The organism is Nocardioides baculatus, from assembly GCF_016735675.1.
Lineage (GTDB): Bacteria > Actinomycetota > Actinomycetes > Propionibacteriales > Nocardioidaceae > Nocardioides > Nocardioides baculatus.
The window spans coordinates 713,075-736,956 of the sequence record NZ_JAERSG010000002.1 but is presented as its reverse complement, the minus strand read 5'-3'; the positions used below and the strand labels follow the sequence as shown (position 1 = coordinate 736,956).

Annotated in this window: 24 protein-coding genes and 1 pseudogene; 14 read left to right on the top strand and 11 right to left on the bottom strand. The window is 71.1% G+C overall.

What is annotated here, in order from left to right; translation table 11 throughout:
- Nucleotides 1-45 precede the first annotated feature (45 nt).
- The 5 genes from JI751_RS09370 (at nt 46) to JI751_RS09350 (ending at nt 4,043) form a co-directional block, all read left to right on the top strand.
- Nucleotides 46-567 (top strand): YbhB/YbcL family Raf kinase inhibitor-like protein, encoded by a 522-nt coding sequence (locus JI751_RS09370; protein WP_201935700.1) that lies wholly within the window; start codon nt 46-48, stop codon nt 565-567.
- Nucleotides 568-857: 290 nt separating this feature from the next.
- Nucleotides 858-1,397: a CAP domain-containing protein gene (locus tag JI751_RS09365; protein WP_201935698.1), complete on the top strand. Its 540-nt coding sequence runs from the start codon at nt 858-860 to the stop codon at nt 1,395-1,397.
- A gap of 83 nt (nt 1,398-1,480) precedes the next feature.
- Nucleotides 1,481-2,278 (top strand): ABC transporter permease, encoded by a 798-nt coding sequence (locus JI751_RS09360; RefSeq protein WP_201935696.1) that lies wholly within the window; start codon nt 1,481-1,483, stop codon nt 2,276-2,278.
- Entirely contained in the window at nt 2,271-3,065 is a 795-nt protein-coding gene (locus tag JI751_RS09355; protein ID WP_201935695.1) for an ABC transporter permease, read from the top strand. Before JI751_RS09360 ends, JI751_RS09355 begins: the two co-directional genes overlap by 8 nt.
- Before the next feature lie 3 nt (nt 3,066-3,068).
- Nucleotides 3,069-4,043, top strand: coding sequence for an ABC transporter ATP-binding protein (locus tag JI751_RS09350; protein ID WP_201935692.1), 975 nt, complete (start codon nt 3,069-3,071; stop codon nt 4,041-4,043).
- A 3-nt stretch (nt 4,044-4,046) separates the two neighbouring features.
- Here JI751_RS09350 and JI751_RS21785 read toward each other — a convergent pair whose 3' ends face one another.
- Nucleotides 4,047-5,195 carry a PP2C family protein-serine/threonine phosphatase gene (locus JI751_RS21785; protein ID WP_201935690.1) on the bottom strand — a complete coding sequence of 383 codons (1,149 nt, stop codon included), beginning with the start codon at nt 5,193-5,195 and terminating at the stop codon, nt 4,047-4,049.
- Nucleotides 5,196-5,274: 79 nt separating this feature from the next.
- Between JI751_RS21785 and JI751_RS09340 the strand changes: the two genes are divergently transcribed.
- The 4 genes from JI751_RS09340 to JI751_RS09325 all read left to right on the top strand — a co-directional run bounded on the left by JI751_RS09340 (nt 5,275) and on the right by JI751_RS09325 (nt 9,199).
- A complete protein-coding gene (locus tag JI751_RS09340) occupies nt 5,275-6,249 on the top strand; it encodes an alpha/beta hydrolase (RefSeq protein WP_201935688.1) in 975 nt (324 codons plus the stop codon).
- Between the two features lie 254 nt (nt 6,250-6,503).
- Complete coding sequence (locus tag JI751_RS09335) at nt 6,504-7,589, top strand: carboxypeptidase-like regulatory domain-containing protein (RefSeq protein ID WP_201935686.1); 1,086 nt, start codon at nt 6,504-6,506, stop codon at nt 7,587-7,589.
- 101 nt (nt 7,590-7,690) lie between these two features.
- On the top strand, nt 7,691-8,512 hold the full coding sequence (locus JI751_RS09330; RefSeq protein ID WP_201935684.1) for a DNA/RNA non-specific endonuclease: 822 nt from the start codon (nt 7,691-7,693) through the stop codon (nt 8,510-8,512).
- A gap of 135 nt (nt 8,513-8,647) precedes the next feature.
- Nucleotides 8,648-9,199, top strand: coding sequence for a hypothetical protein (locus JI751_RS09325; RefSeq protein WP_201935682.1), 552 nt, complete (start codon nt 8,648-8,650; stop codon nt 9,197-9,199).
- A gap of 319 nt (nt 9,200-9,518) precedes the next feature.
- Here the strand turns inward: JI751_RS09325 and JI751_RS09320 are convergent, their stop codons facing one another.
- From JI751_RS09320 to JI751_RS09295, 6 genes and pseudogenes are all read right to left on the bottom strand, one after another.
- Entirely contained in the window at nt 9,519-10,943 is a 1,425-nt protein-coding gene (locus JI751_RS09320) for an HNH endonuclease signature motif containing protein (RefSeq protein WP_201935681.1), read from the bottom strand.
- A 118-nt stretch (nt 10,944-11,061) separates the two neighbouring features.
- Nucleotides 11,062-11,949: pseudogene (locus JI751_RS09315) on the bottom strand (IS30 family transposase); the annotation flags it as partial.
- Between the two features lie 102 nt (nt 11,950-12,051).
- Nucleotides 12,052-12,813 carry a sulfite exporter TauE/SafE family protein gene (locus JI751_RS09310; RefSeq protein WP_201935679.1) on the bottom strand — a complete coding sequence of 254 codons (762 nt, stop codon included), beginning with the start codon at nt 12,811-12,813 and terminating at the stop codon, nt 12,052-12,054.
- Nucleotides 12,810-13,934 carry an SPFH domain-containing protein gene (locus tag JI751_RS09305; RefSeq protein WP_201935678.1) on the bottom strand — a complete coding sequence of 375 codons (1,125 nt, stop codon included), beginning with the start codon at nt 13,932-13,934 and terminating at the stop codon, nt 12,810-12,812. Before JI751_RS09305 ends, JI751_RS09310 begins: the two co-directional genes overlap by 4 nt.
- A 36-nt stretch (nt 13,935-13,970) precedes the next feature.
- A complete protein-coding gene (locus JI751_RS09300) occupies nt 13,971-14,432 on the bottom strand; it encodes an NfeD family protein (protein WP_201935677.1) in 462 nt (153 codons plus the stop codon).
- Between the two features lie 40 nt (nt 14,433-14,472).
- Nucleotides 14,473-15,276 carry an ABC transporter ATP-binding protein gene (locus tag JI751_RS09295; protein ID WP_201935676.1) on the bottom strand — a complete coding sequence of 268 codons (804 nt, stop codon included), beginning with the start codon at nt 15,274-15,276 and terminating at the stop codon, nt 14,473-14,475.
- Between the two features lie 92 nt (nt 15,277-15,368).
- Between JI751_RS09295 and JI751_RS09290 the strand changes: the two genes are divergently transcribed.
- Entirely contained in the window at nt 15,369-16,067 is a 699-nt protein-coding gene (locus JI751_RS09290) for an Rv1486c family protein (protein ID WP_201935675.1), read from the top strand.
- A gap of 7 nt (nt 16,068-16,074) precedes the next feature.
- Here JI751_RS09290 and JI751_RS09285 read toward each other — a convergent pair whose 3' ends face one another.
- Both JI751_RS09285 and JI751_RS09280 read right to left on the bottom strand, forming a co-directional pair.
- Nucleotides 16,075-16,431 (bottom strand): VOC family protein, encoded by a 357-nt coding sequence (locus tag JI751_RS09285; RefSeq protein ID WP_201935674.1) that lies wholly within the window; start codon nt 16,429-16,431, stop codon nt 16,075-16,077.
- Between the two features lie 97 nt (nt 16,432-16,528).
- Entirely contained in the window at nt 16,529-16,957 is a 429-nt protein-coding gene (locus tag JI751_RS09280) for a DUF805 domain-containing protein (protein ID WP_236665850.1), read from the bottom strand.
- A 163-nt stretch (nt 16,958-17,120) separates the two neighbouring features.
- Between JI751_RS09280 and serB the strand changes: the two genes are divergently transcribed.
- A complete protein-coding gene (gene serB / locus JI751_RS09275) occupies nt 17,121-18,353 on the top strand; it encodes a phosphoserine phosphatase SerB (protein WP_201935673.1) in 1,233 nt (410 codons plus the stop codon).
- On the opposite strand, the gene JI751_RS09270 is transcribed toward serB, so the two are convergent.
- Together JI751_RS09270 and JI751_RS09265 are read right to left on the bottom strand one after the other, a co-directional pair.
- Entirely contained in the window at nt 18,322-19,107 is a 786-nt protein-coding gene (locus JI751_RS09270; protein ID WP_201935672.1) for a putative protein N(5)-glutamine methyltransferase, read from the bottom strand. The genes serB and JI751_RS09270 overlap by 32 nt on opposite strands.
- Nucleotides 19,104-19,649, bottom strand: a complete 546-nt coding sequence (locus tag JI751_RS09265; protein WP_201935671.1) for a SixA phosphatase family protein — start codon at nt 19,647-19,649, stop codon at nt 19,104-19,106. Before JI751_RS09265 ends, JI751_RS09270 begins: the two co-directional genes overlap by 4 nt.
- Nucleotides 19,650-19,682: 33 nt before the next feature.
- On the opposite strand from JI751_RS09265, the gene JI751_RS09260 reads away from it, so the two are divergent.
- From JI751_RS09260 to JI751_RS09250, 3 genes are all read left to right on the top strand, one after another.
- Nucleotides 19,683-20,663 (top strand): cyanophycinase, encoded by a 981-nt coding sequence (locus JI751_RS09260; RefSeq protein WP_201935669.1) that lies wholly within the window; start codon nt 19,683-19,685, stop codon nt 20,661-20,663.
- A 76-nt stretch (nt 20,664-20,739) separates the two neighbouring features.
- Nucleotides 20,740-23,517 carry a cyanophycin synthetase gene (cphA, locus tag JI751_RS09255; protein WP_236665849.1) on the top strand — a complete coding sequence of 926 codons (2,778 nt, stop codon included), beginning with the start codon at nt 20,740-20,742 and terminating at the stop codon, nt 23,515-23,517.
- Entirely contained in the window at nt 23,514-23,879 is a 366-nt protein-coding gene (locus tag JI751_RS09250; RefSeq protein ID WP_201935665.1) for a cupin domain-containing protein, read from the top strand. The genes cphA and JI751_RS09250 overlap by 4 nt, the downstream gene beginning before the upstream one ends.
- The last annotated feature ends 3 nt before the right edge of the window (nt 23,880-23,882 follow it).

Sequence of the window (23,882 nt, the reverse complement as noted above, 5' to 3'; positions counted from 1 at the left end):
CATTGTCCCTTTCCTGCGCGTGGACGACCTGACTAGGTTCGAGGAATGAGCATCGATCGACCCGTGTCCCCCCACCCCTACGACCTCCTCCCGGCGACCGCCTCCTTCACGGTCACCAGCGACGACGTCACCGACGGCGCACCGCTGAAGGACGACCAGGTGGCCGCCCTCGGCAACACCTCGCCGCAGCTGAGCTGGTCGGGCGCGCCCGAGGGCACGCAGTCCTACGTCGTCACCTGCTTCGACCCCGACGCACCCACGCCGAGCGGGTTCTGGCACTGGGTGCTGGTCGACGTGCCGGCGGACGTGACGTCCCTCGACACGGGCGCGGCCTCGGGCGACCTGCCCGGAGCGGCGTTCCACGTCCGCAACGACGGTGGCGAGTCCGGGTTCATGGGGGCGGCGCCCCCGGAGGGCGACCAGGTGCACCGCTACTTCTTCGTCGTCCACGCCGTGGGCGAGTCGAGCCTGGGCGTCGACGCGGACGCCTCGCCCGCCGTCGTCTCGTTCAACCTGGCCTTCAAGACGCTGGGGCGCGCGATCATCCACGGCACCTACCAGCACTGAGCCCGGCGCCCCGGCGGCGCCCACTCGTCCGGCCCTCGAGGGGCCCGGCGGTCGCGGACCTGATGGTCCAGACCACCGGGCCCCTTTTGCGATTTCGCCCGTGCAAAAACGGTCAAGACGCTTTGATCTGACCGGGCCTGAACCTTGATGCTTTATGCGAGATTCACGCCCGAACACCCCGACATCTCGACATCCACGTACCGCACTCCCTATCGTCGAGGCTCGGTTCTACTAGTTTTTCTCAAGATCCACTCCCCCGCATGCGTGGATCCGCCCCTGGAGGAACTCCCGTGTCGCACCCCCGCTCGCTCGTCCGGCTGGCGACGGTCGCCGTTGCCGCAGCCGCGATGTGCAGCGCCCACGGGGCGGCCGAGGCGAAGAGCTGGACCGTGCCGCGCACGGCCGCCCACGTGGTCTCGAGCGCCGGGACGGACCTCGACGTCGAGACCGTGGCGAGCGACGTCCTCGAGGACGCGCTGATGGTCGAGATCAACAACGCCCGCGCGGCCAACGGCCTGCGCAAGATCTGGAACTTCGACGCGTGCACCGACCAGCTCGCCGAGGAGTGGGGCCAGCGCATCGCCCGCACCGGCCTCTTCGAGCACCGCGACCAGAACGAGGTCATCCGCAAGTGCGACAACTCGTGGGCCGGCGAGACGCTCGTACGCGGTGTCGGGCTCACCCCTGAGGTGATGGTCGACCTCTGGCTCGACTCCCCCGGCCACCGGGAGATCCTCCTCAGCCCGCGCGCCCGCCGCGCCGGCGTCTCCATCGAGCAGGACGCGCAGGGTCGCGTGATCGGCGTCGTCAACCTCGTCCGCCGCTACTGACGTGCGGCGCACCCCACAGATGTGAGACGATCCCCGGCCCCCTCGTGGGTGGGCCGGGGATCAACTTGCACTAGGGGGCTGGGATGCTGCACGTCGCCGTCGCGACCCGTGCGTTCCGCCGCTACTCCACCTACCGGGCGGCCACCGTCTCCGGGATCTTCACCAACTCGGTCTTCGGCATCATCTACTCCTTCGCCTACCTCGCGCTGTGGGAGGCCAACCCCACCGCCGGCGGGTACGACGCCCAGGACGCGGTGACCTACGTCTGGCTCGGCCAGGCGCTGCTGATGACGATCGCGCTGTGGGGCGGCGGCACCACAGACGACCTCGCCGAGCGGGTCCGCACCGGTGACATCGCGATCGACCTCTACCGCCCCGTCGGCCTCGTCGGGTGGTACCTCGCCAGCGACCTCGGCCGTGCGGCCTACCACCTCCTCACCCGCGGCTTCGGGCCGACCGTCATCGGCCTGGTCGTCTTCGACATCGCGCTGCCGGGCTCGGCCCTCGACGCGGCCGCCTTCGCCGTCTCGCTGGTGCTCGCGGTCGTGGTGAGCTTTGCGATCAGGTTCCTCGTCGCGAGCACCGCCTTCTGGCTGCTCGACCAGTCGGGCGTGAAGGTGATGAGCGGCGCGTTCGCGATCTTCTTCAGCGGCATGATGCTGCCGCTCGTGCTGTTCCCGGGGTGGCTCGGCACCGTCGCCAACGCCCTGCCGTGGGCGTCGTACGTCCAGGTGCCGGCCGACATCTGGCTCGGCAAGCACCAGGGCGTCGACCTGCTCGCGGCCCTCAGCTTCCAGGTGGCGTGGGCCGTCGTGCTGCTCGCGGCCTGCCACGGCGTGCTGCGGCTCGCGACCCGCAAGGTGGTGGTGCAGGGTGGGTGACCTGCGCACCTACGGCCAGATCGCCTGGCTCTGGATCCGCGCGGCGTGGCAGTACCCCACGTCGTTCGTGCTGCTCGCCGTCGGCAACGGCCTGATCACCGGCCTGGACTTCGTCGGGCTCTGGATCATGTTCTCCCACCTGCGCGACCTCGCCGGCTTCACGCTGCACGAGGTCGCGCTCCTCTACGGCAGCGCGTCGCTCGCGCTCGCCGTCGCCGACACCGCGATCGGGAGCGTCGAGCGGATCGGCACCTACATCCGCACCGGCCGGCTCGACCAGATGATGACCAAGCCGGTGCCGCTGCTCGTCCAGGTGTGCGCCGACCAGTTCACGCTGCGCCGCCTCGGCCGGCTCACGCAGGCCGCGGTGGTCTTCGGCTGGGCGTGCACGTACGTCGACTGGACGCCGTTGCGGGTCCTCGTCGCCGTGTCGATGCTGGTCAGCGGCGCCCTGCTGTTCTTCGGGCTCTTCGTCGGGTTCTCGTGCATCCAGTTCTGGACGACGGACGCCACCGAGTTCGCCAACGCCTTCACCTACGGCGGCGCGACCGTGACGCAGTACCCGCTGAGCATCTTCCCGCGCGAGGTGATGGTGGGCCTGACCTTCGTCATCCCCGTCGCCTTCGTGAACTGGTACCCCTGCCTCTACCTCCTCGGCCGTTCCGACCCGTTCGGCTCGCCCGACGCCCTCCAGTTCGCCTCCCCCGTCGCCGGGATCCTCACGATGGTCGCCGCGCTGCTCGTGTGGCGCACCGGCGTCCGCCACTACACCTCCACCGGGAGCTGACCCATGTCTCGACCGAACGACGGTCCGCTGATCGACGTCCGCGACCTCGAGCGCACCTTCGACGTACGCCGCCGCGTCGAGGGTCGGCGCCGCCGCGTGCGCGAGCAGGTGGTGGCGGTGCACGACCTCACCTTCTCCGTCGACGCCGGCGAGATGGTCGGCTACATCGGACCCAACGGGGCCGGGAAGTCGACAACGATCAAGATGCTCACCGGCATCCTCGTGCCGTCCGGCGGCGAGGTCCGGGTGGGCGGGCTCGACCCCAGCCGGCAGCGGGTCGACCTCGCGCGGAGGATCGGCGTGGTCTTCGGCCAGCGCTCGACGCTGTGGTGGGACCTGCCGCTGCGCGACTCCTTCGAGCTGCTCCAGAAGATGTACCGGATCCCGCCGGCCCGCTACCGCGAGAACCTCGACCGCTTCGTCGACCTCCTCGACCTCGGCGCCCAGCTCGACACACCCGTCCGGCAGCTCAGCCTCGGCCAGCGGATGCGCGGCGACATCACCGCCGCGCTCCTCCACGACCCCGAGGTGATCTACCTCGACGAGCCCACCATCGGGCTCGACGTGGTGAGCAAGGGCCGGCTGCGCGAGTTCCTCCGCGCCCTCAACGCCGAGCGCGGCACGACGTTGCTGCTCACCACCCACGACCTGCAGGACATCGAGGCGCTGTGCGACCGGGTCATCGTGATCGACCACGGCACGTCGGTCTACGACGGCTCGCTCGCCGGGCTGCACGCCCAGGGCGGCTCGAGGCGCACGCTGGTGGTCGACCTCGTCGACGAGGCCCCGCCGATCGACGTACCCGGTGCCGAGGTGCGCACGGTCGAGGGGCCGCGGCAGTGGTTGTCGTTCCCGTCCGACGCGAGCGCGGCCCCCATCGTCGCGGCCGTCGCGGCGGCGTACGACGTCGCGGACCTCTCGATCCAGGAGCCCGACATCGAGGACGTGATCCGCGACCTCTACTCGCGCGGCGCCTGAGCGTCAGGCAAGTCCGCGGTGCACCTCGGAGTGTCGCTCGGGTGAGGTGAGGGGCTGGCGTTCGAGGACGAGCATGGCGCGGTCGTCGTCACCGCGCTTGACCTGCTTGAGCACCCGTCGCGGCAGGCCAGTGAAGCCGCGGGCGTCGACCGCCTGGAGCGCGACCTCCCGCAACCAGTCGATGCCGGCATCGAGGTCGCGGCCGGTCGTCTCGATGACGCCGTCGGTGTAGAAGAGCAGCGCCTCGCCGGCCCGGAGCCGGCCGCGGCTCGGGCTGAAGTCGGCCTCGGGGATGACGCCGAGCGCCATGCCGCGGGCGTTGTCGATCGACCAGCCGCGCTCGCCGAGGTGCCAGTGCAGCGCGGGCGGGTGGCCGGCGCTGGTGATCGTGTAGTCGCCGGTGACGAGGTCGACCTTGAGGTGCACCGCGGTCGCCAGCGACTCGTCCGAGTCCTGCCGGAGCAGGAACTGGTTGGCCGCGGACATCAGCTCGGCAGGCGGGAGCGCACCGATGAGGCCGCCGAGGGCGCCCGCGAACTGGAGGGCCTGGGGGCCGACCGAGGTGCCCTTGCCGCACACGTCGACCAGCGCCATCTCCAGCCAGCGCCCCTCGCGCAGGTCCGCCACGAGGAAGTCGCCGGCATAGCTCGGTCCGTTGGCGGTGATCGTCGCCGACTGCGAGCGCCACCCGTCGGGCAGCTCCGGCACGACACCCTGCCGCTGGAGCCGGTCGCGCAGCTGGCTCAGCACCGCCTCGCTCAACGCCATCGGGAGGCCCGAGCGCTGCTTGCTGACCTGGTAGAGCGCGAGGATGACGCCGAAGGCGAAGATCACCAGGGCCGACGTCCTGCTCGCGGCCGCGAAGCCCGACTCGACCGACGACCACCAGGCGAAGCCCACCATCGCGACACCGAGCACCAGCAGCGGGACGAAGCGCAGGAGCATCGTGCCGAGCATCAGGAGCAGGAACCACAGCGAGATCGGCACGACCTTCTCGACGAGTGCGCCGATCCCCACCGCGCCGAGCACCAGGCCCAGCAGCACGAAGAGCAGGAACGCCTGGCTGCCGCGGGACCCCGTACGCCAGGCCTCGACGCGCTGCCGGACATAGGTGGAGACCCCGCGCACCAGAGAGTCCCACGCGTTCGACACACGCGAAGGGTAGAGCCGGACACGGTGGCACCGAGGGCGAACACCCAAACCCGCCGACCCGGCTGGATAGGCTCGGAGCATGCCTCCGGTGCCGCCCCAGGACGACGTCCTCGGACCCGACTACCGGGTCGAGACGATCTCGCTCCCGCCCGACGACGAGGGTCCCGTCGTCGCCACCCTCGTCACCCTCGAGCCCGCCGTCCCCAACGGTCGCGCGGTGCTCCACGTCCACGGGTTCGCCGACTACTTCTTCCACACCGAGTACGCCCGCTGGTGGGCCGACCGCGGCTACACGTTCTACGCCCTGGACCTCCGCAAGTACGGCCGGTCGCTGCGCGAGCACCAGACGCCCCACTACGTCTCCGACCTCCACGAGTACTACGCCGAGATCGACCTCGCCTGGTGGCGGATCACCGAGCGCGACCGGCACCGCGAGGTCATCGTGTCCGCGCACTCGACGGGCGGTCTCACCGCGCCGCTGTGGGCGCACGAGCGCCGGCATCCCGAGCTGGTCGCGCTGGTGCTCAACTCGCCGTGGTTCGACATGCAGGGCGCGGCGTGGCTGCGCAGCCCCGCGACCAGGCTCGCGATCGAGCGCCTCGGCACGACCCGCCCGATGCGGGAGATCCCGCGCAAGGTCAGCGAGGTCTACGGCCGGTCGTTGCACGTCGAGCACGGGGGCGAGTGGGACTACGACCTGGCGTGGAAGCCGCTCGAGTCGCGTCCGGTCTACGTCGGCTGGCTCCGCGCCGTACGCCGTGGACACGCGCAGCTCCACGCCGGCCTGGACGTGCCCTGCCCGGCGCTCGTGCTCTCGTCGGCGCGCTCCTTCTTCGGCGAGCAGACCGAGGAGACCGCAGCGACCCACGACATCGTGCTCGACGTCGAGCAGATCCGCCGGTGGGCCTCGTCGGTCGGCCGGCACGTCACCTCGATCGCGATCGAGGGCGCGATGCACGACGTGGTGCTCTCGCGACCCGACGTGCGCGCGAAGGCGTACACCACCCTCGACCGGTGGCTCGGAGCGTGGGTGGAGACCGGTCAGCCGCGGTGAGCTCGACGGCGCCCACTGCAGGGGGCCGCCGGTCGGGACGGCCGACCACGTCGTAGCGCGCTCGCCGGCCGTTGTCCCGGGAGTACGGATCTCGCCCCTCCCGGTCTGGTCCAGCGCGCGCGTCGATCCACAGGAGCGTGACAGCACGACACGCGACGTCAACGTCGCGCACATTTGAACGCTCACTGTGTCGCCGGCTCCGACCATGGCGAGTGCATCACATCCGTGATGCCCATACTCGTGGGGAGTAGGACATGAACATCAACATCAGGCAGGGCGGAGCCGCCTTGGCGGTGGCCGTCGGCATCACCAGCACCATGCTCGTCGCCGGCCCGGCCGACGCCGTGGGCCCGCCCACCCGCATCAAGGGCACCGTCACCAGTGAGAGCGGCACACCGTTGGCCGGCATCCGGGTGTCCACCCTGGCCGAGGAGTCGGGGCAGTGGGTCGTCAAGGACGACGCCATCACCGACGACCTCGGGAAGTACAACGTCGGCAAGCTCGCCGACGGCGTCTACCGCGTGCGGTTCGACGACCCCGCCGGCACCTACGCCAGCGAGTTCTACGACGACGCCGCCACCATCGAGACGGCGACGCCCGTGGACCTGACCAACGGCGGCATGCCGACCCTCGCCGTGGCGAAGCTCGCGGGTGTCGCCCACCTGGTCGGCACGGTCACCTGGAGCGACGGCTCGAGCGTCGCAGGCGCCGAGGTGACGGCGTACGTCCGCCAGGGCCTCGAGTGGACGCCGCTCACGACGGTCACGGCCGACGCCGATGGCAGCTACGACGTCGACGGCCTCTCCGGAGGCGCCCACACGCTCGGCTTCCGTGACCCCGTCTCGGGCGTCACCGAGTACTGGGACGACCACGCCGCGCTCGCCGACGCCGACGCGGTGACGGTCCCGAGCGCCCTGAGCTACGACGCGGTGCTGACCAAGCCGCTGCCGCCCACGCCGACGCCGGACCCGGCGCCGAACCCGGCGCCGAACCCGACCCCGAACCCGACCCCGACCCCCACGCCCGTGGCCCCGGTCGTCGTGGCTCAGACGCCCACGGCACCCGCCGCCGTGGTCATGGTCAAGCGCCCCCGCATCAAGGGTGTCGCGACCGCCGGAGAGCGTCTCAAGGTGACCAGGGGGACCTGGAACCCCACGACGATCACCTGCACGGTCCAGTGGCTCGCCAACGGCAAGAAGATCAAGGGCGCGACGAAGAACCGCCTCCGGCTGACCGACGCACTCGTCGGCAAGCGGATCTCGGTGAAGGTCGTCGCCTCGGCTCCCGGCCGGACGCCCGTCACGGTGACCACGCGCCGCACCACGCGCGTCGTCGACTGACACCACCGCGACTCGCCGCCCCTCCCCATCTGGGGAGGGGCGGTCGGGTGCCGCGGGTGCGGGACGAACCGCAGATCGGAACCCTGCGGGACACTCGACGCATGCCTGTCCTCGGGTACGACCCCAGCTTCCTGGCCACCGTCGACGTGCCGGCTCTCGATCCACCCGACACCCGCGACGGGCCGGGCGACGTGGCGCAGCCGCTCGACTACGTGCACTTCACGGTCCGGATGCACCCCGCACGTCGGCTCGCGTGGTGGGTGGGCTGGAACATCGACGGCCTCCGCCTCTTTCCGAGCGAGTCCATCAGCCGCTCCGGGGAACGGTTCAGGCTCGACCCCCGCATCCCGGCGGACGCGCAGACCGGAGAGGTCGTGTACGCCGACAACGACCTGGATCGCGGCCACATCGCCCGGCGCTCCGACCTGCTGTGGGGGGACCTGGAGGAGGCGAAGCAGGCGAACAGCGACTCGTTCCACTTCACGAACATCACCCCGCAGCACCAGGACTTCAACCAGTCCGGCCGGGGCGGCACCTGGGGCCTGCTGGAGAACGCCGTCCTCGCCCTCGACGGCCTCGAGGACCGCAGGATCACGTTGTTCGGGGGGCCCGTCCTCGCTGTTGACGATCCGCCCTACCGCGGTGTCGTCCAGCTGCCGGTCGAGCACTGGAAGGTCGTCGTCTACCGGGTCGAGGGGCAGGTGCGGTTCAAGGCGTTCCTGCTGTCGCAGGACCTGGACGACCTCGGGGAGCGCACCGACATCGACTTCCTCGACGACTTCGACACCTACCTCGTGGGACTCGACCTCCTCGAGCAACGCACCGGCCTGGGATTCACCAGTCTCGCCGCCGCCGCTCCCGGGGAGAAGCGCCGGACGGCCCCACCCGTGCTGGTCACCGACCCGCTGCAGATCCGCTGGTAGCGCCGCGCGGGCAGTCGCGTGGTCAGCCGTCAGCCAGTCGGCCTCCGGGGGGGGACGGGAAGGGTGTGTCCATGCCGCACCGTCCGACGCCGTCGGCCGAGAGGCGTCCGTCGTGCATCGTCCAGAATGGCTCTCATGAACGACGATGCAGGTCGACTGCCTCTGGACAGCCCGAGGTGGAGCCAGCTGTGGACCCGGATGGGGCCGGGCGCCTACCCGGTTCCGCAAGCACTCCGAGCACTCGACGACAACCCGTCAGATCTCGAGCTCTTCCAGGAGATGTGGCCCGAGATCTGCGCCGAGGAGACGACGTACGACGCCGCCTTCGCCGCTGCCCCCTACCTCATGGACCTCGCGGCGCGCCTGGACTCGTCGGAGGCCGACACCTACCTCATCGTCGGCGGACTGATCGCCACGTACGCCGCCGAGGTGCCGAGCGACCTGGAACCGGCATTCAGGTCAGCGATGCAGCGGGGACTGACCCTCGCGCTGGAGCGCCTCCAGCACTGCGAGACCAACGCAGACCTGCGCTACCTGCTGGCGTCGGTGGCCGCCATGAAAGGGCGGACCGACCTCGCCGCGGTGCTGCAGGACCTCGACGCGATCCAGGAACCGTGCACGACGTGCGGAACGGTCGTCCACCCCTCAGCGCTGGAGGCGGTCATCGACCGGGACCTATCGTCCTGAGACGCAGCCTGAACCCTCCCACCGTCCGGGACGTGGCGCGATGTGTCCATGCACGCCGAGGTCGACGGCGCGCCTGTCGCCCGGGCAGTTCTGGTCGGTGCGCCGCGATGACAACCGGGTTGGGCGTAGGGGTCGTCCTCGGCGTCCCGACGCTCGAGGCCGACCCGCACCAGGCCTCCAGCACACGGCTCGTCACGGCAGGGCTGCTGGATCTCGTGCTCGACCGGCCCGCAAAAGCGTCTGATCTCGACGACGCTCGCCTGTCTCGGACATGCCGCCGTCCCCGCCGGACGGTGTTGCGGCGGGGTGCGGGGCGGGGTCATGGTCGGCGGGGTCGTGGGATGCCGGGTGGATCGGGGTCCGGCCCGTTGATCGAGGTGGTGCCGGTGCGGTCGCGTCGGTAGCGGTGGCCGTGGGGGCTGGTCCACTCGAAGCAGCCGTTCGCTGTCATCCGGTAGCGCCAGGCCGAATGGGTCTTCAGACGATGGTGGAACCGGCACAGGCAGGCCAGGTTCCGGGTCGTCGTGGGGCCGGGTTGCGACCTGCCGTCGGCCTCTGCGTGGTGGTCGTACTCGACGACGTGGTCGACGTCGCAGCCACGGGCCGGTCTCGTGCAGAACGGGAACACACACGTGCGGTCGCGGAGGATGACCTGCTCACGGACCTGGTCCGGGATGGCATAGCCCGGGGTCGAGAGCTCGGCGTTGAGGTCGATGACCGGCTTGATCGTGACCTTCGTCCGGGAGTCGCCGCACCAGGACTTCAGCTGGTCGAGCAGGACGAGCCGCTGGCGCTCCTCGAGGCGGCCGGTGGGACCGAACACGGTCTGCTCGCCGTCTGAGGTGGTGCGGGTGCTGACGTCGACGTGGGCGTGGAGGACGACCTCGCGGGCGGCAGGCATGTCGTCGCGACTCGTCGCACCAGCACCCGCGACGTGCAGCTCCAGTGCGGTCTGGGTGCGGGCCAGGTCACCGAGTGCCTTGGCGCGGCGCACGTCCAACGACTCGGTGGAGCCGAGGGCCTTCTGCTCGGCGGCCTTGCGCGACAGGGTCTGGTCGAGGTCGAGGGAGTCGGCGATGTCGAGCTCGGCCTCCCACCGCATGGTCCCCGCGAAGTGGACGTCGTCGTCGTGCAACGTCACATGCCGTGGGTCCACCGACAGGTAGCCGTCCTCGGGATCAGCGGCCGGATCAAGGTCGGCGAGGTCGAAGCGCTTGATCGTCTCGGCCACGAGCCGGTCCAGCTGGGCGGGACCGATCCGCCCCGCGACCGCCGCGACCTGGGCGTCGACGAAACCGGCAGCCTCCCGGGTCAACGCGGGGGTGGAGTGGATCGTCGTCTCGGCGACCGACCGCGCCCGCCACGCAGGAACGTGACCCGACTGGACCTGCGCCCACAGCCGCGGCAACCGGTGGCGCAGCTCGAGGGCGTGACCGATGAGCTTCTTCGCCGACGTCGACGAAATGCCGAGGACGGTGCCGAGCTCGGCCACGCAGAACTCCGCCACCAACGGACACCCCTCACCAGCGAGCGGCTCCTCGTGGTCAGTGCCCGGGACGGTGAACGCGGCCGCGGAGTGGATCGACTCCGGCGGGTGGAGGTCGGCCCACCGGGCGGCGAGGTCGAGCTGACGGGCCGCGGCAGCGTTCTCGGCGAGGCGCTCGGCGCGGATCGAGGCGAGCAGGTCGGAGGCAGTGATGGCATCTGCCTCACCGGCCCCGGGTCCTGCCAGCGTCTCGATCATGTGTTCGATTCTAGAGGAAACCACCGACAGCCGGGTCGTCGGCGAACTCAAACAGCTGTTGCAACGAACCTCTTGTTGAGCACCTGCCCGAAAGTCTGCGACTCGAGGGTCTTGCGTTGTTCTCGTTCATCCCACGCTGCCACGGTGACTGCCGGTCGCAGAAGTAGATCGGGATCCCGGTCTCGGTCCTGAACCGGGCGTGCTGGGCCATCTCGGATCCGCGGTCCCAGGTGATCGACTTCCTGAGTTCGAGCGGCTGGGTCGCGATCATCTCCGCGACCATCTCCGCGAGCTTCATGCGGGCGACCTCGTCGGTATGGCGTCCCGGCAAGGGAGCCAGGAGCACGAACCGTGAGGACCGCTCGACCAGCGTGATCACCGCGCCCTTGCCGGTGCCGTCCATCAGGAGGTCGCCCTCCCAGTGCCCGCGCACCGCCCGATCGTCGGCCTCAGCAGGGCGCTGGGCGATCCGGATTTCGTCAGTGATCCCCAAGGCGACCCGCTCCGCACCATCCGTCTGGGCCTTGCGGCGTTGGCGCCGGCTGCGCAGGTGCGCGGTCAGCTCACGCTTGAGCTTGCCCTTGGCCTGGACGAACACGCACTGGCAGATCGTCTCGTGCGACACCCGCATCCTCACATTGCGTGGGAACAACACGGGCAGCATCGCCGCGATCTGCTGCGCCGACCAGTCGGCCCGCAACAGCTCCCACACCTGGTCCCGCGCCGGCGCGTGATCAAGACGCCGGGCCTTGGGCCGGCGGGCCTTGCGCGACGCCTCACGCTCTGACCACTTCGCGGAGTACTTCAACCGACACTCCTGGCCACCACCACGAGCCGTACGGACCCGCGGGGACCGGGTCCCGAACGACCCCGCGCGACGCAGCTCACTCGAAATCGTCGAGGGATGCTTGCCCACCAACGCCGCGATCGTCGCCTGCGGCAAACCCGACAGACACGCCCGCTCAATCACCAACCGCTGATCCGCGGTCAACCTCACTCCCGGCACGCGCCGCAACCTCTCACCTCATGATCGAGTTGCAACAACCGGTTGAGCTCGCGGTGTCGACCGCCCGGAGGGGCCACTTGACCAGCGCCGGTGAGCAGTACGTCAGACGAGCAGGCCCACGAGCGCGGTGAGGCCCACGACGGCGATGACGGCGCGCAGCAGGGCGGGCGAGAGCCGGCGCCCGACCGTCGCGCCCAGCTGGCCACCGACGACCGAGCCCAGGGCGATCAGGCCCGCGACCACCCAGTCGACGTCGGCGACGGCGATGAAGACGATCGCCGCGATCCCGTTGACGAGCAGGGCGAGGACGTTCTTGGTGGCGGTGTGCCGCTGCATCGAGTCGGCCACGCCGATCCCGAGGATCGCCATCAGCAGGACTCCCTGCGCGGCGCCGAAGTAGCCGCCGTACACACCGGCGACGGCGACCGCGGGCCACACCCACCACACGCCGTGGTCGGGGATGCCGCCGCGCGCCTCCGCGCGCGCCGCCACGGTGCGCTGGATCCGCGGACCGAAGATGACGAGCAGCACGCCGAGCGCGATCAGGACCGGGACGATCGCGTCGAACGCCGACGACGGCAGCACCAGGAGGAGCACGGCACCGACCACTCCCCCGAGGAACGAGGCGGAGCCGAGGCGAACCACACGCGAGCGCTGTCCGGCCAGCTCGCGGCGGTAGCCGACGACGCCCGACACGCTGCCGGGCACCAGTCCGACGGTGTTGCTCACGTTGGCGGTGACAGGTGGTACGCCGAACGCCAGCAGGGTCGGGAACGTGATCAACGTTCCCGACCCCACCACGGTGTTGATGGTGCCGGCCGCCGCTCCGGCGAGCGTGACCAGCACGGCCTCGAGGGGGCTCACGCCGTCGGGGGCTCCTGACCCTCGTCGGCGGTCGCCGTGCCGTCGCCTGCGGAGCCGCCGCGCGTGACCTTGCTCGCCGACTCGGCTGCAGCGATGGCGTCCTGGACGGCCTGGTTGGTCGCCGAGATCTCGGCGTCCGGGCGCTGCGTCGACGGCAGCTGCGGCTCCGAGGGCCCCATGTCCACCCGCTTGCGCGGGCTGGCGTCCTTGGGGATGCCGGCGATCTCGTGGATCGAGGAGCCGAGGCCCTCCATCGCCTTGGTGATCTCCGAGGGGATGACCCACACCTTGTTGGCGCTGCCCTCGGCGATCTTCGGCATCATCTGGAGGTACTGGTAGGCCAGCAGAGACTGGTCGGGCTGGCCGTCGTGGATCGCCTGGAAGACGGTCTGGATGGCCTGGCCCTCACCCTGGGCACGCAGGATCGAGGCCTCGCGGTCGGCCTGCGCGCGGAGGATCTGGGACTCGCGGTCACCCTCGGCGTTGAGGATCTGCGACTGCTTGGAGCCCTCGGCGGTGAGGATCGCGGCCTGCCGCTGACCCTCGGCGGTGAGGATGACGGCGCGCTTCTCGCGATCCGCGCGCATCTGCTTCTCCATCGAGTCCTTGATCGACGGCGGCGGGTCGATGCCCTTGAGCTCGACGCGGTTGACGCGGATTCCCCACTTGCCAGTCGCCTCGTCGAGGACGCCGCGCAGGCCGGAGTTGATGGAGTCGCGACTGGTCAGCGTCTCCTCGAGGTCCATCCCACCGACGATGTTGCGGAGCGTGGTCATCGTGAGCTGCTCGATGGCCTGGATGTAGTTGGCGATCTCGTAGGTCGCGGCGACCGGGTCGGTGACCTGGAAGTAGATGACCGTGTCGATGGAGACGACGAGGTTGTCCTCGGTGATCACCGGCTGCGGGGGGAAGCTCACGACCTGCTCACGCAGGTCGATGAGGTAGCGCAGCTTGTCGATGAACGGCACGAGGATGTTGAGGCCGGCGGGCAGCGTGGCCTTGTACTTGCCGAACCGCTCGACGACCGCGGCGCGCGCCTGCGGGACGATCTTGACCGTCTTCGCGAGCATCACGACGACGAAGACGATGATGAGCAGGAACAGGACCAGCAGGGCTGTCATTTCGGTTCTCCCCCGGTGTAGTGGTGTGTGGACGTCTCAGGACTCGAGCGAGGCCACGGGGTGGACGTAGGCCGTCGCACCCTTGATCTGCAGGATCTCGACGGTCTCGCCCGCCTGGATCCTCAGGTTCTCGTCGTACGGCAGTGCGGTCCAGGTCTCGCCGCCCGCCTTGATGCGACCGGCGGCCAGGCCGCTGATCTCGTCGGTGACCAGGCATCGGGTGCCCACGAGCTTGCTGTGGCCCAGCGTGAGGTCGGGGCCGCCGTGCAGCCGCTTCACGAACGCCGGGCGGACCAGCGACAGCGCGGCGACCGAGGCACCGAGCGCGAGCAGGATCTGGACGAACACCGGCAGGCCGAGCAACGCCGCCACCATGCCGATCACGGCACCTGCGGCGAGCATGGCCAGGATCAGGTCGAGGCTGAACATCTCGGCGACGCCGAGCGCGATCGACAGCGCCAGCCAGGTCTCCCAGAGGTGGTCGCGGATCCAGTCCATACCCAGACCCTATCCAGTCGTGCGCAGCGACGCAGGGAGGTCAGGACCCCATGCGCCGCGGCGGACGACGACGGGCCGCGAAGCGGTTGTCGGCGCGGCTGAGCAGCAGCGGCATGCGGAAGGTCTCCGACAGCGTCTCCGCGGTCACGACGTCCTCGACGGGACCCGCGTCGACGACCCGGCCCTCGCGCAGAAGCAGGGCGTGGGTGAACCCGGGCGGGATCTCCTCGACGTGGTGCGAGACCAGCACGGTCGCGGGCGAGTCGGGGTCGAGGGCGAGCTCCGACAGGGTCGCGACGAGATCCTCACGACCGCCGAGGTCCAGGCCCGCCGCCGGCTCGTCGAGGAGGAGCAGCTCGGGGTCGGTCATCAGCGCCCGGGCGATCTGGACGCGCTTGCGCTCGCCCTCGCTGAGGGTCCCGAAGGTGCGCTCGGCGAGGTGGCTCGCACCGACCTCGACGAGCAGCTCGCCGGCGCGGTCGTGGTCGAGGTCGGCGTACTCCTCGCGCCACCGCCCGACCACGCCGTAGGACGCGGACACGACGACGTCCTTGACGAGCTCGTCGCGCGGGATGCGGTCGGCGAGCGCTGCACTGGTGAGGCCGATGCGGGGACGCAGGTCGAAGACGTCGGTGGTGCCGAGCACCTCGTCGAGGATCCCGGCGACGCCGGACGTCGGGTGGAGCTGGGCGGCGGCGACCTGGAGCAGCGTGGTCTTGCCTGCGCCGTTGGGACCGAGGACCACCCAGCGCTCGTCCTCCTCCACCTCCCACGTCACGTCGTCGAGCAGGAGTGAGCGGCCGCGGCGCACGGTGACGCCTGCGAACTCGATGACCGCGACCATGGTGCGCACCCTATCCAGCGAGGTGGGCGCCGCTGGTCCGGACACGACGGTCGGCGCGCAGCGGATGGCTCCGGCGAGTAGCCTCGCCCGCGATGCTCGCGCTCCCCCACTCCGCAGTCCTGGCCTGGTGGCTCACCGCGTGGTTGCGCGGCCACGAGCAGACCGACCACGTCCTCGACGTGCTCGCGGTCGACACCCAGCTCCTCGAGGGCGGCTCGGCCCTCGACCTGCTGACGATCACCCGCGCCTCCGGGGCGGCGTACGCCGGCCTCGCACTGCCCGTCGAGGGAGATCCCCTCGGCCTGGGCGGGCCGCCCGGCTTCAACGCGGCAGCGCTGGACGCCGGCCAGGCGGTGGTGGCGGGCACCCTCGGCCTGGTGCCCGCGGAGCAGGGCGAGACCGTGCAGTGGCGGGCCCACGACGCCGCGCCCCGCCAGCTGCCGGACGTCGGCGAGGCCGACCGGACCCTGCGCGAGACGCTGCTCGGCGCCGCCGGCGACCTCGCGGACCTCGACGTCGCCCGGTGGCGACCGGAGGCAGCGGACGTGCTGATGAACCTCCACCACCGGCCCCACGTCGAGGCGCCGCTCGGCACTCCACCGCGCTGCGTGGACCTCGCGTCGCGCGGACTGCAGGCGTGGGCCATCGTCGACCTCGCCCTGGTCGACGACGGCGGTGCGCTGTCGTCGTACGAGATCGAACGGCGCCGTGGTCTGCTCCAGCCGCTGGGCCGGGCCGCGCGCCGGGCCATCGTCGCGGCCTGCTCGCCCGAGGTGTGGCCGGACCGCTGACCGGGTCTCAGCCGGTGGCCCACACCCCGAGGACGTTGCCGGCGGGGTCGGCGAACTCGAAGCGGCGACCGCCGGGGAACTCGTAGGGCGCAGCGGTGATCGTGCCGCCGGCGGACTCGACGGCCGCCACGGTCGCGTCGAGGTCATCGGAGAACAGCAGCACCAACGGGCCGCCGGGGCCGGGCTCGCGCTCGCCGTTGAGGCCGCCGACCTCACCGTCGCCGGTCGCGGCGCGGATCCCGGCATAGGTCGGGCCGTAGTCGGTGAACGACCAGCCGAAGGCCTGCTCGTAGAAGGAGCGGGACGCGGCGAGGTCGCTCGTGTTGATCTCGATGTAGTCGATGGCGTGGTGGACGTGCGTCATGCCCACGACGCTAGGACCCGCCACCGACAACCGCCCGGGTCGGGACCGCGGAGGCGACCCCGACCCGGGCGGACCGGTCGTGAGGAGTGGAGCGGGACTACTGGCCGCTGCCGTAGGCGGGCGGCGGGGGCGGCGGGTAGCCGCCGGCGACGCCGGCACTGGCACCCTTCGGGTTCGGGCCGTACTGGTTGTCGGGCTTGGAGTCCGTGCAGTACCAGACGATGAGGAGGATCCAGCCGATGATCGGGATGAGGCCGATCAGGATCCACCAGCCGCTCTTGTCGATGTCGTGCAGTCGGCGGATACCGACAGCGAGGCCCGGCAGGAAGAGCGCGAGGCTCGCCACCGTGCTGACGATGCCGCCAGACCCCTCGAAGTCCGTGCCGAGGATGTTGTCGAGGATCGTCGCCACGATGTTGACGAGGATGTTGAAGAGCACGAAGTACCAGTACTCGGAGCGTCGGGCACGGCCCGAGAAGTCGACGTACTTGGACAAGCACGTGCGGACCGCGGTCATGAAGTCCATCTGATCCCCCTGATCTGGTGCGGAACCCCGGTGGGTCCACCGTTGCGAGCAACGTAGGGCAGGAACACCCGGACTGCCAGCACCGTCGACACGTGGCGTGGGCGCCCGCAGCGCGGACCTCGGCCGAACCCGTCCCCCGATCGGGACTAGCCTTCGTCGCACCATGAGCAGCCAGCTGGACGACGTGCCGAAGACACTGCTGGTCACCCTCACCGGCAAGGACCGCCCCGGAGTCACCTCTGCCATGTTCGCCGCGCTCGCCGCGGCCGGGGTCGAGGTCGTCGACATCGAGCAGATCGTGCTGCGACGACGTCTCGTGCTCGGCATCCTGGTGACGGCCCCGCGCGACTGGAAGAAGCTGCGCGACGTCATCGAGCGCACCGCAGCGGACCTCGACATGAACGTCGAGGTCGACCGCGGCGCCGGTGACAACCGCAGCCGGGCCGGGCACCGCTCGCACATCACGATCATCGGCAACCCGCTGCGCGCGACCGCGATGGCCGCGATCGCCGGCCGGATCGCCGACTCGGGCGCCAACATCGACAAGATCGAGCGGATGGCCCGCTACCCGGTCACCGCGATCGAGCTCCACGTGTCGGGCGCACCGGCCGACACGCTGCGACCGCTGCTCGCCGCGGAGGCGGTCAAGCAGGGCATCGACCTCGCCGTGCAGCGCGACTCCCTGCACCGCCGCGGCATCCGGCTGATCGTGATGGACGTCGACTCGACGCTGATCCAGGGCGAGGTGATCGAGATGATCGCCGCGCACGCCGGCCAGGAGGCCGAGGTCGCGCGGGTGACCGAGGCGGCGATGCGCGGCGAGCTCGACTTCGAGGAGTCGCTCCGCGAGCGCGTCGCCCTGCTGGAGGGGGTGCCCGCCTCCGCGCTCGACGAGGTCTACGACTCGATCGAGCTCGCGCCGGGCGCCCGCACGATGGTGCGCACGCTCCGTCGCCTGGGATACCGCTTCGCGATCGTGTCCGGCGGCTTCAGCCAGATCACCGACCGCCTCGCCGCCGACCTCGGCATCCACTTCGCGCGCGCCAACGAGCTCGAGATCGTCGACGGCCTGCTCACCGGCCGGATCCTCGGCGACGTCGTCGACCGGGCGGGCAAGGCGGTGGCGCTGCGCGAGTTCGCGGACGAGGTCGGCGTACCGCTCGACGCGGTGATCGCGATCGGCGACGGCGCCAACGACCTCGACATGATCAACGCCGCCGGACTCGGCATCGCCTACAACGCCAAGCCGATGGTGCGCGACGCTGCGGACACGGCGGTCAACGTGCCCTACCTCGACGCGATCCTCTACCTGCTCGGCATCTCGCGCGAGCAGATCGAGGACGCCGACGCAGCCGCGGGCTTCGTCACGCCGGCTCCACCGTTGGTGGCGGACTGAGCCTTCCGACGGCGACACAGCCGCCGATCTCCGGGTCGACCTCGACGCTCGTCGTGAGTCCGGCTGCGTCCATCGCCGCGGTCGTGAGGGACGCCTGCCCCGGACTGGTCTCGATCAGCAGCACGCCACCGGGCGCGAGCCACTCCGGCGCCGCGCCGGCGATCCGCCGGTGGAGGTCGACGCCGTCCGGTCCCCCGTCGAGCGCGGCACGCGGCTCGTGGTCGCGCGCCTCGGGCGGCATGTCGGCGATCCGGTCGGTCGGGACGTAGGGCGCGTTGGCCGCGAGCACGTCGACCCCACCCCGCAGGCGGTCGGGGAGCGCGCCGTACAGGTCGCCGAGGTGGACGTGCGCCGACGGTGCACTCGTACGGGCGCAGGCGAGCGCCGACGCGTCGAGGTCGGCGGCATGGACCTCGGCGCCCGTCCCCTCCAGGCAGGCCGCCACCGGACCGACGCCGCAGCACAGCTCCACGACCACCGGCCCCGTCCGCGCGGCGACCTCGCGCACCGTCACCCGCGCGAGCAGCTCGGTGCGGCGTCGTGGCACGAAGACGCCCGGTGCCACCACCAGCCGACGGCCCAGGAACCCGACCCACCCGAGCACCGTCTCGAGCGGCTCGCCCGCCACGCGCCGGGCGACGAGGGCGTCGAGCTCGCCGGGGTCGGCGGCCGCGTCGAGCAGCAGCGCCGCCTCCTCCTCGGCCCACACGCAGCCGGCCGCGCGCAGCCGCGCGACGACGTCAGGAGGGGTCACGCGCCGCCGACGTGGAAGGCCTCGAGCCGGCCGGCACCGGGGCCGAGGTCGGACCACGGACCGTCGACGGCGAACACCGCGAGCGCCGACGTCGGGAAGCCGCGGGTGACCATGCCGGTGGTGGCGTCGCCGTCACCCTCACCATCGTCGATCAGCTCGGCGACGTAGGCCATCGTCGGGTTGTGGCCGATCACGACGAGCGTGCCCACGGCGGCGTCGGTCTCGCGGAGCAGGTCGAACGCGGGGTCCGGGCCGGCGGCGTAGAGCGCCTCGGAGAACTCGGCCACGGCCTCGTCCCACCCGGCCCCGCCGGCGACCCGCGCCCAGGTCTGGCGGGTGCGCAGCGCGTCGGACACGAGGGCGACGTCGGGCGTGATCCCCTGCTCGGCCAGCCAGCGCCCGGCGGCCTCGGCGTCGTCGCTGCCCCGGGCCGCGAGGGCGCGCTCGTGGTCGGACGGCGCGGTCGGCTCGGCCTTCGCGTGGCGCATGATCACCAGCCGCCGGGTCGCCCCGTTGCCCGCGTCCTCTCCTGACTGCTGCATCCGCCCACCCTTGCAGCCGCTAGCCTGCCTGTCATGCCGAACGGACCACTCATGATCATCGGTGGTGCCGAGGACAAGGTCCGCAAGCCGACCATCCTCAAGCACTTCGTCGCACTCAGCGGGGGTCGCGACGCCCGGATCGCGGTGATCCCGACAGCCTCCTCGCTCGGGCGCGAGGTGGTCGACGTCTACGACGCCCTCTTCACCAAGTTCGGCGCCGCCCGGGTCGACTCCGTACGCCCGGAGAGCCGCGAGCAGGCCCACGACCCGGTGCTGGTGAAGGCGCTCGACGAGGCGACCGGCATCTTCATGACCGGCGGCAACCAGCTCAAGCTGTCGTCGATCGTCTGCGGCACGCCGGTGGGCGACGCGATCCTCCGCGCGCACGAGCGCGGCGCCGTGGTCGCCGGCACCTCCGCCGGCGCGAGCATCCAGTCGTCCCACATGGTCGCCTTCGGCGTCGGCGGGGCGACGCCCAAGCAGCGGATGACCCAGGTCGCCGCGGGGCTGGGCCTGGTCAACCACACCGTCATCGACCAGCACTTCGACCAGCGCAACCGCTACGGCCGGCTGCTGATGATCGTGTCGCAGAGCCCGCAGCTGCTGGGCATCGGCGTCGACGAGGACACGTGCGGTCTCGTCGAGGACGTCGACGGCGACCTGGTGATGCGCGTCCTGGGCAAGGGTGCGGTCACGATCTTCGACGGCTCGCGGATGGTGTCCAACGCCTACGAGGCCACCCGGTCGTCGCCGCTGCTCGCGAGCGGGGTGCTCTTCCACGTGCTGCCCGAGGGCAGCGCCTTCAATCTGTCGACGCGCGTCCTCGTGCCGCAGGAGCCGGTCGTCGACCCGGAGGACGCCGACGAGCTCGCCGAGGCGACCCGCGACCTGCGCCAGCTGGTGCGCGACATCGCCGCGGCCGACGCGACGCCCGCGGCGATCCGCCGCCGCCTCGCGCTGCGGCGTACGCGCAACCAACCCGATCCGACCCCCACCGATGGAGAGAACGCATGAGCGAGCGAAGCGAGCGAATCAACAGGTGCAGCGTGACATGTGCCTCATGCGCGCACGGAGCGAAGCGAGTACGTGCATGAGTGAGCGGCCCACGCCGGACCTGGAGATCGTCGAGACCCGCGTCTACCGCGGCGCCAACGTCTGGTCCTACGACAAGTCGATCCACCTGGTCGTCGACCTGGGCTCGCTCGAGCAGTTCCCCACCAACACCATCCCCGGGTTCAGCGAGGACCTCGTCTCGATGCTCCCCGGCCTCCGGGAGCACTCGTGCTCGCGCGGTCGCCGCGGCGGCTTCCTCGAGCGGCTCAACGAGGGCACCTGGCTCGGCCACGTCGCCGAGCACGTCGCTCTCGCCCTCCAGCAGCTGGTCGGCCACGACATCCGACGCGGCAAGACCCGGCAGGTCAAGGGCGAGCCGGGCCGCTACAACATCATCTACGGCTACATCGACGAGAACGTCGGACTCTCCGCCGGCCGCCTGGCCGTCAAGCTGGTCAACCACCTCGTCGAGGGCGACCCGGAGTTCGACTGGGAGACCCAGCGCGACGAGTTCATCCGCCGTGCCGAGCGCACCGCCTTCGGCCCCTCGACTCAGGCGATCGTCGACGAGGCGGTCTCCCGCGACATCCCGTGGATCCGGCTCAACCAGTACTCCCTCGTGCAGCTCGGCCAGGGCGTCCACGCCAAGCGGATCCGGGCGACGATGACCTCCGAGACGTCGTCGATCGCCGTCGACATCGCCTCCGACAAGGACCTCACCACCAAGCTCCTCGGCGCGGCCGGGCTCCCGGTGCCCAAGCAGGAGTCGGTGCGCTCGGTCGACGCCGCGGTCGCCGCCGCCCGCCGGATCGGCTACCCCGTCGTCCTCAAGCCGCTCGACGGCAACCACGGCCGCGGGGTCTGCCTCGACCTGCAGGACGAGGACGACGTACGCGCCGCGTTCCCGATCGCGGAGGGGCAGTCGCGCCGCGGCAACGTCATCGTCGAGTCGTTCGTGACCGGCAAGGACTACCGCTGCCTGATCATCGACGGCCGGATGGTCGCCATCGCCGAGCGCGTGCCCGCGTCGGTGACCGGTGACGGCAAGGCGACGGTCGAGGAGCTCGTCGACCTGACCAACGCCGACCCGCGCCGAGGCGTCGGCCACGAGAAGGTGCTCACCCGGATCAAGATCGACGAGGCCGCCATCGAGGTGCTCGCCGACCAGGGCCACACCCTCGACTCGGTGCCCGCCGAGGGCGAGATGGTCAAGCTGGCGCTCACCGGCAACATGTCGACCGGCGGCATCTCGATCGACCGGACCTTCGAGGCGCACCCGGAGAACGTCGAGATCGCCGAGGAGGCCGCCCGGATGGTCGGCCTCGACATCGCCGGCATCGACTTCATCTGCCCCGACATCACCGAGCCGGTCCGCGAGGCCGGCGGTGCGATCTGCGAGGTCAACGCCGCACCCGGCTTCCGGATGCACACCCACCCGACGATCGGCGAGCCACAGTTCATCGCCAAGCCCGTCGTCGACATGCTCTTCCCGCCGGGCGCGACCTCGCGGATCCCGATCGTCGCGGTGACCGGCACCAACGGCAAGACCACCACCAGCCGGATGATCGCCCACATCTTCAAGGGCCTCGGCCGCAAGGTCGGCATGACCTCGACCGACGGCGTCGTGATCGACGAGCGCCTGGTGATCCGGGCCGACGCGTCCGGCCCGCGCTCGGCGCGGATGGTGCTCCAGAACCCGCGCGTCGACTTCGCCGTCTTCGAGGTCGCCCGCGGCGGCATCCTGCGGGAGGGCCTCGGCTACGAGCGCAACGACGTCGCGGTCGTGCTCAACGTGCAGCCCGACCACCTCGGCCTGCGCGGCATCGACACCGTCGAGCAGCTCGCGGACGTCAAGGCCGTCATCGTCGAGGCGGTGCCGCGCGACGGCCACGCCGTCCTCAACGCCGACGACCCGCTCGTGCGGGAGATGCGCCGCAAGTGCTCGGGCCAGGTCGTCTGGTTCTCGATGGAGGAGCCGGGCAGCGAGGTGCGCGACATGATCGACGCGCACTGCCGTCGCGGTGGCAAGGCCATCGTCCTCAACCCGACCGAGCGCGGCGAGATGATCGTCGTCCAGCACGGCCGCCGCGAGATGCAGCTCGCCTGGACCCACCTCCTCCCGGCGACCTTCAGCGGCCGCGCGCGGATGAACGTCCAGAACGCGCTCGCCGCCGCCGCTGCGGCGTTCGCCGCCGGCGCTCCGCTGCACGACATCCGCCAGGGCCTGCGGACGTTCTCGACCAACTACTACCTCTCCCCCGGCCGCCTCAACGAGGTCGACGTCAACGGCGTCAACGTGATCGTCGACTACTGCCACAACGCCCCCGGCATGAGGATGCTCGGCGACTTCGTGGACCGCGTCGGCGACTCGCTGGCGTCGTCGCACGACCTCGCCCGGCCCTCGCGGATCGGCATCATCGCCACCGCGGGCGACCGCCGCGACCAGGACATGATCGACCTCGGCATGGTCGCGGCCCAGCACTTCGACGTGTGCATCGTCCGCGAGGACGTGGCGCTGCGCGGGCGCGAGCGCGGCGCCACGGCCCAGCTCGTGCTGGACGGCGTACGCGCCGCGATGGCCGACGGCGCGCGCTGCAAGCAGGCCGAGCTCGTCGTCGAGGAGATCGAGGCCGTACGCCACGCGATGAGCCGCGCCAACCGCGGCGACCTCGTCGTGGTGTGCGTCGACAAGCACGCCGAGGTGATGGCGGAGCTGGAGAACTGGTCCGACACGGCGCAAGCCGGCTCGGCCTCGAACCCCGACGCCCCGTCGGCCGACCCCGACTACACGCCGCCCGCCGCGGACGCTGAGTGAGGGTCCTCGACCTGGCGGACCTGCCGCACCGCCCGATCGACGCCCACGGCAGCCGCGGGTTCGCGGTGGGCGCCTTCGGGATCAGCGCCGACGCCCACCTGATCGCGGTGTCGCTCACCCCCGGCGGCACCATCGGGCGTCATCCCGCGGCCGGCCGCCAGCTCCTCCTCGTGCTGTCGGGCGAGGCGGAGGTCGCCGGTGCCGAGGGCGACGTGCACCACCTCACCGCCGGTCAGGCCGCGGTGTGGGAGCCGGGCGAGGTGCACGAGACCCGGTCCCCGCGCGGGATGTCGGCGATGATCGTCGAGGGCGACCTCGACATCGGCGCCCCCGGCGAGCAGGTCGACCCGGGCGACGTCTGACCC